Genomic DNA, 8,234 nt, shown 5'->3' with positions numbered 1-8,234 from the left:
CAAGTTCATCCAGTTTATGAATCATTCACGAAAAAATATGGGACTCCACTTGAATTTTTAAAGGATAAGAACCCGAATGTTTTGACACATCTCGGGTTACGGTGGAGAGAGGCAACGTTACGAAAGCTTGCAGAGGCGATAGTTCATAAAGATATACCGGGTGAGAAGGATGAATTGCTCAAGTTACCGGGGATTGGTGATTATATTTCCGCAGCATATAGATCGTTACATCTCGGTGTTCGTGATGTCATCATTGACAGCAACATTGTCAGGCTGTATGGACGATATTTCGGATTTCCGACGGACGGGGAAACAAGGCGTAAAAAATGGTTCATCCTGCTCGCGGATAGAATCACACCAGAGAAACATTTTAAAGAATTTAATTATGCATTAATAGACTTCACACGAACCATTTGCAAACCAAAGCCGATTCATGAAGACTGTATTTTAAGAGAACAGTGCAGTTTATATAAGGAAACAAAAAATGTAAATTGTTAAAATTTCAAACATACAATAAATTGTTGACATTGTCAACAATCTACTAAAACCAAAATAGTTCGCCTGAATTTATAGAAAATTGTAAAAATAGTATTCAAATTAGGTATAAAGTCATGTATAATAATTTCTGGGAGGAGGATCAAATGGAAAATGAGTTAACAACTAGGATTAATGGATATATTTACAAACAATTTGGTAAAGAAGTCCTTGTTACGCAAATGAAATATAAGTATTTAGAATCGTTATTTGAAGTTGATCGACATGTACAGCGTGAATTGGATGTACAGAAACGGGCTGCGATCCGTGATTTTATTATGAAGTCACTCGAGACAGGATTCTTTTACTTTTCCCCATGTGTCTTTTCTTCCCGGGGCAATTTAAAACAGGTTGGTAATGGTTGGGAGATGAAGGTAGGGGACAAACTGTATGTCCTCGATGGCCAACATCGAATTTTGGCACTTTCTTCCACTTACAGGAAGCTCGGAGGGGAAAAAACTACGTTAGAAGATTCCGTCCAATATAAAGAAGAATTGGAACATTACAATGAAATGATTAAAAAGCTGGAAGACTATCCGGTCACTATGCAAATCTATTTGAATTTAACGCCAGAGGAAGAGAAACAGCTGTTCTCTGATATCAATATGGAAAGAAAAGAATTACATAGCGGACTAATTTTACAGTACGACCATCGAGATAAGTATGCGGAATTGACAAGAAAAGTTGTAGAATCGTTACGGGATGAGCTTGATATTGAAGAGCGACTATCGCGAATTTCAAAAGAAAGCGCTTCAATTACGACGATGACAACAATGAAAAGATGTCTCACCGCCCTGTTCGAAGGCGTATTAACGGTGAAAAAAGGGGATCCATACTTTAAAGGGTTAAATCCGGATGGAGCGCATACAGTCGCTTGCTCGTTTTTTCTGAAATGGCTGGAGTTATTTCCTTCTAAAATGCATGACCGGAAACGATATGTCTGCGGATTAAGCGGCATCCAAATCGCACTTGCCTACACTGTCTATTTGATTAAACGGTATCATCAAGTTACACATCAAGAAGCCATTGATTTGTTAGGAATATTAAAAGATTCGTGCACATGGCGTCATGATGACCCACTCTTTGCAACCCTCTTTGATTCGAATAAAAAACTACTAATCAACCATTCTTCTATAACGGCAATTACATCCATCGCCAATAAATTTATAGATCAAATTATGGCAAAACGAAAGGCGAGATCATTATGAGTATTGAATCAGTCACTCAGTCTTATATGACACTTTCGCTTGAAGAAATTATTGTTATGATGAAAAATCATCAATTTGAATTAAGGGATTCTTATGCAAAACGGGTTAAGCAATTGAAAGAATATTTTATGGATAACGAAAAAACCAATCATATTTATATTCCACCAATTGTTGTCAATACAATGGACGATCCTTCAAAATCGAAGACATTAAGAAAATACCAGGTGATTGACGGATCCCAACGGCTTGAAGCGATCCGATTGCTTCATCAAACGATTATGAATAAGACGGACAGCCATGATGACCGGGAGATGGAGGAGGCGTATAAACAGTTAAAATCATTCAAGGAATCTTCCCTCGCATTTCAAGTGTTTCATGGTTTAACAGAAAAAAGCCGAGATCAATTGTTTGTTGATTTTAATACGAAAGGTAAAAAAGTTGCCCTCTCTAAGCTTATTGCTTATGATTCGCGAACGGAAATTAATCAAATTACGAATCTTGTTTTATTGCAAAACGAATCATTAAAACGGGCCGGTGTGGAAACAGAGAAACGGGCGTTAATTAAGCCGCCCAACCGGAATCTCCTTTCACTTTCGCAGCTCCGGCTTATTGTCACCGTTTTTTTAATTGGTGAATTAAAGATGGATGTGCCTGAAAAAATCACGAGGAAGAAATCAAGAGAAGATCACGTCGACATTATTAATACATGGTTTCAATGCTTATTTCAGCTACAACCGCCGGAGACGATCGGTGATTATGAGGTGACAATGCTAGCAAGCCATACCGTTCAGCTGGCATTGGCCTATTATGCCATTAAAGGTACGAAAAATCTTTCGGTAAACGAGCAGAAAAAAACGGTTGTACAGCGCATGGATAAATTAAAAGCGGTTAACTGGGACTATTCGAATAAAAAATGGAGGGAATTTAAAGGACGAAGGAAAGGGAAAAAAGGCTATTTCTATCTTGAACATGAACGTGCCAATGTTATTAAACTCGTAGACTGGTTTGAATCAGTTAGGGGGTGAGGTCAATGTGAATTGTACATAAGAATACCCTTAAGTAGAATGTCTTGCCGGACCGCTACTTAAGGGTACAAACGGCTGGGGTATACCCAACTTATACACAGTATACCCCTTTTTTTAGAATTTTAAAACATCCAAATTCTAAAAAAGGAGCTGACTTAAAATAAAAAAAATCGAAAACTATGATATTTTGAAAACGACAATGGCTTTGTTGCCGGTTTGGACGAAGTATGGAGAGTTACATACGAAAGTAGTCGATTTATATGGAACATTGATTATCGCGGATAAACCGCTGAATATTATCAAATACAATTGTGTGGAGAATGGCTCGAGTTATGAAGGGAAAAAGGAAGGGACGAGACAGTTGACCGGGCTTAAATCGTTGTTGCCAATTGCTGTCTGTGAGCAACATGACATTTACATGTTTCCGACTGCCTCACCGAAAAACCCGGAGTGCATATGGTTGTCGCTATCTCATATCTATAAAGCGCTTCGCAAAACGTCCCGTTCCTGTGACGTGCTGATGAAAAACGGGTTCCTCATCCCGATTTCACAACAAAAAGAAGCCGTTGAGAGCAAAATCAACCGGGCCGCCCGGCTGCGCAGCGCATTGATGGACAGAATCAAGGAATTGTCAGAAGATTATAAGATCAATCCATCCCTTCCTCCGGAAGACGATGATGATGATCAATCAGATGAATAATAATTGTGTGAAAAAGGTGTACTACATTTGGTACGCCTTTTTTCATTGAGAGATAACCTTTTTATTTATCCTAAAATATAGTACAATTCGCTTATAATCCGATAAAAAATGTAAATTGAGTATAAACATACTAATAGGCAGGAGCAATCAAATGGAAGCGGTGGAAAAAAAGTTAATTGTTAATTCAGAGAAGGGGAATCTATTAAAAGAACTAATAAAATCGATGAACGAATGTCAACGGTTTTATTTTAGTGTTGCCTTTATAAATTTCAGTGGCTTACAGCTTCTCCTTGATCCATTAAAAGAAGTTGAAGATAAGGGAGTTGAAGGGAAAATTATTACTTCCACTTATCTCAATTTTACAGATGTAAAGGCCTTAGAAAAAATTAAACAGTTTAAAAATATCGATTTAAAGGTTTTTGTGACGGATAAAGAAATTGGTTTCCATACGAAAGCATACATATTTGAGTATAAAGATAGCTACAAAGTAATTATTGGTTCATCCAATATTACACAAAGCGCTTTAAAAAGTAATATTGAGTGGAACGTTGAGATCATTACAAAAGAGAATGCCTATTTTGTTCAGGATGTTTTAAAAGAATATGAAACTCTTTGGGAAATGAGTGAGGATGCAGATATAGATTTCATTAAAAGATATGAGGAATTTTTAAAAAACTTCAAAAGGGCTGAAAATAGTCATCAAATGATTTTTGAAAAAAGACAATATATAGTCCCAAATAGAATGCAAAAGCGTGCTACCGAGAACTTAGAAAGACTTAGAAGCTATGGAGAAAAAAAGGCACTTGTTATTGCGGCTACCGGTACGGGAAAAACATATATGTCAGCATTTGATGTGAAAAAATTTAAACCAAAAAAGCTTCTTTTTATTGTACATAGGGAAGAGATATTAAAAAAAGCGAAAGATACGTTTGAAATGCTTCTTCCGAATGAAGGTCTGACATTTGGTCTCCTAACGGGTAATCATAAGCAGCGAAACGTCGATTATGTATTTGCTACTATTCAAACCATTTCTAAATGCTTATATGAATTTAAAAAGGATGAATTTGATTATTTGATCATTGATGAGGCTCATCATGCAACTAGTCCGACATATCAAAGAGTTTTAAATTACTTTGATCCTAAGTTTACTTTAGGAATGACAGCAACCCCAGAGCGAAGTGACGGTTATAATGTTTTTGATCTTTTTGATAATAATGTTGCATTAGAAGTTCGGTTACATGAAGCTTTAGAAGACGAGTTAGTTATTCCCTTTCATTATTTTGGAATTACGGATATTGAAGGGATTGACCTTAGTGATGTTAATATTGACGATATTGGTGAAATTACAAAGCGGTTAAAGGTAAATGAACGTGTTGATTTTATTATCGAAAAAATGGATTTCTATGGTCATGATGGTGACAAAAGGAAAGGTATTGGTTTTTGCGCAAGTATTGACCATGCGCAGTACATGACCAGTGAATTTAATAAAAGGGGATATAAAAGCGTTTGTTTACATGGTGGGGATCCACCGAGTGCTCGGGAAGGTTATATTAATAGATTAGAAAGTGATCATGATGATTTAGAATTTATTTTCACGGTTGATATTTTTAATGAGGGAGTAGACATTCCTTCAATCAATACAGTGTTAATGCTTAGACCAACCAATTCCCCTATTGTCTTTATTCAGCAACTTGGTAGGGGCCTGAGAAAACATGCAAATAAAAAGTTCTTAACTGTTCTAGATTTTATCGGAAACCATAATAAAACGTTCCTTATTGCGTTGGCTTTAAATGGAAGCCGTTACTACGATAAAGAAAGCTTGAAAGTAGCGATAGCAACTGGATTTGCGAATATTCCAGGTTGCACTCATATTCAAATGGATAAGATATCACAAGAAAGGATCTTAGCCCAGATTGATAAGGAAAACTTCAATTCTATGAGTTACCTAAAGAACGAGTACTTTGAATTTAAAAAACTTAATCAAGGGCGAATTCCTTATTTATTATTAGATTATCTTAAATATGACGGTGCACCAGATCCTATTAAATTTATTGAAAAAGAAAAGTCGTATTTACAGTTTTTAGCGAAAGTAGAAAAGGAAGAGGATTTAAAAAGTCTTTTATTGAATGAAACATTTGAAGGAGCTATAAAGGAACTTTCAAGTAAACTTCCAATTAAACGAATTCATGAATTTGTGATTATTCGCTATTTGTTAGAGTATGATGAAATTACGGTCGAAATCGCAAAACAGCAAATCTTAAAAATGGTAAAGGCTGTGGATGATGATAGTATATTACACGCATTTGAATGTTTAAATCAAAACTATTATGATAGTGTCCAGATAAAAAGTAAGCCAAAATTATTCTTGTATAGTGACGGTAAATTAGTTAAATCCGAAATTTTCAAAGGTTTATTAGAGAATGTAGAGTACCAAAAATATATTGAAGACATTATAACTTATGGAATCTTTCGTTATGAGAAAGAATTTAAAAGTGAATACTATGGAGTTCCACATTTTAAACTTTATGAACAATATCATATGGTAGACGCTGCCCTACTTTCAAATTATCGAAAAATCCATAGTTCCTTTAGAGGCTCGGGCCTTCTTACAAATGGTAATGAATATTTTCTATTTATTGACTTGCATAAGGAAGAGAATGTAAAGGAAAGTATCAACTACAAAGATAAATTTATTAATCCACATGAATTTCAATGGCAGTCTGTGAACACTACTACCCAGCAATCTGAAAGAGGGAAGAATATTATTTTTAATAAGCAGCGCGGAATCAATCTTCATTTATTTATTAGAAAGTATCGGAAAATCGATGGGAAAACTGAGCCCTATATTTATATAGGCAAGGGAAATTCTATTTACTTTGAAGGTGAAAAGCCGATTACAGTACGAATGGAATTAGAGAATGAAGTACCACCAAATTTATATACAGAATTCACAAAAAAAGTATAGTCCTCTCATATTGAGAAGACTATACTTTTTCATTTATTAACTGTTCGACCGCTGGAATATCCGCAGGTGCCCATTTTAAAGAGGCTAGATTTTCTCTTTTGAACCAAATAAGCTTTGAATGTTCATTTGGTGTAGGTTCCCCTTCTACAATCTTACACTTTATTGAAATTAAATTAATCGTAAATGTTTCGTATTCATGGGTATTGTCATTATAAACTTTATTTGATGTCTCAATTTTGCAGTTTAACTCTTCTTCAATTTCCCTTTTTAGTGCAGAGTAAATATCCTCGTTCGTCTCTACTTTTCCACCAGGAAATTCCCACATATTTGGAATAGACATTTCAGGGGAGCGTAAGGCACACAAAATTTCACCTTGTTCATTTTCAATAATGGCTGCGACAACTTTTATATGTTTCTTCAATTTAATCATTCCTTTATATAAAAAGATTTCTGGTTAATTTCAAAATCTACACAGTCGATTCTTTCTCGATTCATTTATACATACCCTTTGCATCCATAAGAAGATTAGGAAAATGATCCCTAAAGAATAATGCCAAATTGGAATAAAGATCTTCATTCATATTATCATAAACGAGCTGAATCATGCCATGAAAGGAATATCCTCTTTATTTATCCATCCTAAAATGATTAATGGAAAAACTTTTGGTATGCCTTTTTTGCTAGAATGGAAAAGAACTTCAAAGTAGAACAAATCAATAAGGAAAGGTGAAATGATGCCAACATACAACAAATTAGTTCGCGATAAAATACCTGAAATCATTGTGGCGACGGGGAAAGCCTACAATACTACGATTCTAGCAAATGACGAGTATGTTAAAGAATTGAAAAAGAAATGTTATGAAGAATTGGATGAGTACGCAGCAGCGGAAAACGATGAACAGGCCGTTGAAGAATTGGCCGACCTTCTTGAATTGATGCACGCATTAGCTTCCGTTCATGGCGTTTCTTTTGATAAGATCGAAGAAGTTCGCAAAGAGAAAGCGGAAAAACGTGGCGGTTTTCAAGAGCGGATTTTCCTCGTGGATGTTGAAGACTGATGCCGAACGTAAAGTTAATCACTGAACGATTAATAGACGAGGTAGTAGAAGGCATTCGGCAGTCGGATTCAATTTATATTTTAACTTCATTTTTGATGAGATCGGGAGTCCAGTTGCTGGCTCCTTTTTTAAAGGAAGCGTTGGAGCGGGGAGCAGAAGTGAAAGTATGTGCGGGTAATTATTTGTTTGTCACCCACCCGGACGCGCTTGAAAATTTGTTGCACATTCACGATAGCATTGAAGTCCGGCTGTTTAAAAGCAACGGAAAATCTTTTCACCCGAAGGCGTATTTATTTGGAGGCGAGAAAGGAGACAATTTCTTTATCGTCGGTTCGTCCAATTTATCGCGTTCAGCCTTAACGACAGGTGTCGAGTGGAACATTTCCTTAAAAGAAGAATTCGAGCCTGCCACGTATGCGGAAGCGCTTGATCAGTTCTCCAAGATTTTCGAACACGAATTAACCCTTTTTTCATATGCACTCACAAATATTCCTGTGCCTCTAGCATCCTGGAACACGACCCCTTTTTCCCACAGGTCTAAAGATTTCGTTTCGTGCTTTGCTCACACTAAATTGAGCCATTAACGTTTCTAATACCGGTAGTTTATATCCTTGCTCTAGTCTATTGTTTTCAAATTACTTTTCAATTTCAAATTTGTTTTATAGCACACCGCTCAAGGACAAAAACGCGTCCTGAAGGGAGGCCACTGAAAAAGTTCCTTTTAATAAAAAACTAAAATTTTTG

Annotated in this window: 8 protein-coding genes; 7 read left to right on the top strand and 1 reads right to left on the bottom strand. The window is 35.9% G+C overall.

Annotated elements, in window-relative coordinates; translation table 11 throughout:
- The 5 genes from WD019_RS21050 to WD019_RS21030 all read left to right on the top strand — a co-directional run.
- Nucleotides 1-498 (top strand): hypothetical protein (locus WD019_RS21050; protein WP_425712724.1); only part of this gene is annotated, 498 nt, incomplete at its 5' end.
- A gap of 143 nt (nucleotides 499-641) precedes the next feature.
- Nucleotides 642-1,742, top strand: a complete 1,101-nt coding sequence (locus WD019_RS21045; protein WP_425712723.1) for a DNA sulfur modification protein DndB — start codon at nucleotides 642-644, stop codon at nucleotides 1,740-1,742.
- Nucleotides 1,739-2,767, top strand: coding sequence for a DNA sulfur modification protein DndB (locus tag WD019_RS21040; RefSeq protein ID WP_425712722.1), 1,029 nt, complete (start codon nucleotides 1,739-1,741; stop codon nucleotides 2,765-2,767). Before WD019_RS21045 ends, WD019_RS21040 begins: the two co-directional genes overlap by 4 nt.
- A gap of 160 nt (nucleotides 2,768-2,927) precedes the next feature.
- Nucleotides 2,928-3,467: a competence protein ComK gene (locus tag WD019_RS21035; protein ID WP_425712726.1), complete on the top strand. Its 540-nt coding sequence runs from the start codon at nucleotides 2,928-2,930 to the stop codon at nucleotides 3,465-3,467.
- 151 nt (nucleotides 3,468-3,618) lie between these two features.
- A complete protein-coding gene (locus WD019_RS21030; RefSeq protein WP_425712721.1) occupies nucleotides 3,619-6,432 on the top strand; it encodes a DEAD/DEAH box helicase in 2,814 nt (937 codons plus the stop codon).
- 19 nt (nucleotides 6,433-6,451) lie between these two features.
- Here WD019_RS21030 and WD019_RS21025 read toward each other — a convergent pair whose 3' ends face one another.
- Complete coding sequence (locus tag WD019_RS21025) at nucleotides 6,452-6,853, bottom strand: (deoxy)nucleoside triphosphate pyrophosphohydrolase (RefSeq protein ID WP_425712720.1); 402 nt, start codon at nucleotides 6,851-6,853, stop codon at nucleotides 6,452-6,454.
- A 313-nt stretch (nucleotides 6,854-7,166) separates the two neighbouring features.
- Between WD019_RS21025 and WD019_RS21020 the strand changes: the two genes are divergently transcribed.
- Nucleotides 7,167-7,490 (top strand): nucleoside triphosphate pyrophosphohydrolase, encoded by a 324-nt coding sequence (locus WD019_RS21020; protein ID WP_425712725.1) that lies wholly within the window; start codon nucleotides 7,167-7,169, stop codon nucleotides 7,488-7,490.
- Nucleotides 7,490-8,074, top strand: a complete 585-nt coding sequence (locus tag WD019_RS21015) for a phospholipase D-like domain-containing protein (protein ID WP_425712719.1) — start codon at nucleotides 7,490-7,492, stop codon at nucleotides 8,072-8,074. The genes WD019_RS21020 and WD019_RS21015 overlap by 1 nt, the downstream gene beginning before the upstream one ends.
- Nucleotides 8,075-8,234 lie beyond the last annotated feature (160 nt).

Origin of the sequence: Fictibacillus sp. Mic-4, from assembly GCF_049843615.1 — a bacterium.
Classification (GTDB): domain Bacteria; phylum Bacillota; class Bacilli; order Bacillales; family Fictibacillaceae; genus Fictibacillus_A; species Fictibacillus_A gelatini.
This window is presented reverse-complemented; position numbering and strand designations above follow the sequence as displayed.

What these genes read in the sequence shown, in the direction of transcription:
- WD019_RS21045 (WP_425712723.1), top strand. Translation starts at nt 642, where the DNA reads ATGGAAAATGAGTTAACAACTAGGATTAATGGATATATTTACAAACAA.
- WD019_RS21040 (WP_425712722.1), top strand. Translation starts at nt 1,739, where the DNA reads ATGAGTATTGAATCAGTCACTCAGTCTTATATGACACTTTCGCTTGAA.
- WD019_RS21030 (WP_425712721.1), top strand. Translation starts at nt 3,619, where the DNA reads ATGGAAGCGGTGGAAAAAAAGTTAATTGTTAATTCAGAGAAGGGGAAT.
- WD019_RS21020 (WP_425712725.1), top strand. Translation starts at nt 7,167, where the DNA reads ATGCCAACATACAACAAATTAGTTCGCGATAAAATACCTGAAATCATT.
- WD019_RS21015 (WP_425712719.1), top strand. Translation starts at nt 7,490, where the DNA reads ATGCCGAACGTAAAGTTAATCACTGAACGATTAATAGACGAGGTAGTA.